The organism is Streptomyces sp. NRRL S-340 (assembly GCF_000720185.1).
In the GTDB taxonomy this organism is placed as follows: domain Bacteria; phylum Actinomycetota; class Actinomycetes; order Streptomycetales; family Streptomycetaceae; genus Streptomyces.
The window spans coordinates 1-552 of the sequence record NZ_JOIY01000116.1 but is presented as its reverse complement, the minus strand read 5'-3'; the positions used below and the strand labels follow the sequence as shown (position 1 = coordinate 552).

General features: G+C 66.3%; 1 pseudogene. It reads right to left on the bottom strand.

Features of this window, described 5'->3' with window-relative positions:
* Positions 1-159: 159 nt before the first annotated feature.
* A pseudogene (locus IG64_RS37190) lies at positions 160-552 on the bottom strand (alpha-1,4-glucan--maltose-1-phosphate maltosyltransferase); the annotation flags it as partial.

Sequence of the window (552 nt, the reverse complement as noted above, 5' to 3'; positions counted from 1 at the left end):
GTTTGGCGGTCAGCCCCTTGAGGTCGCCGATGCCGTCACCGTTGCTGTCCTGGAAGGAACGGACCAGGACCTCGTAGAAGACGGCACGTTTGAACCACTCCGGGTCGCGGTCCTTGGCAGGAGTGTCCTCGAAGGTGTCCGGGACGGGCTCGTTGACGATCATGTTGTGGGTGACCCTCCGATCTGCGGGGTGGACGGTCGCAGGACGGTGAGGATGTGCGCGGGCCTGTGGCCCGGTTCGAGTCGCACATAGTTGGCCCTGCCCCAGTGATAGGTCTCGCCGGTCAGCTCGTCGCGCACCGGCACCGACTCATGCCATTCCAGGCCGAGTTGCGGCATGTCCAACGAGACCGTGGCCTCCTGGGTGTGGTGCGGGTCGAGGTTGGCGACCACCACCACCGTGTTCGACCCGCTGCGCTTGGAGTAGACGATCACCTCGTCCTTGTCGGCGTGGTGGAAGTGCAGGTTGCGCAGGTGGTGGAGCGCCCGGTGGCGGCGGCGGATGTCGTTGAGGCGGGTGATGAGGGGGGCGATGGTGCGGCCCTCGCGTTC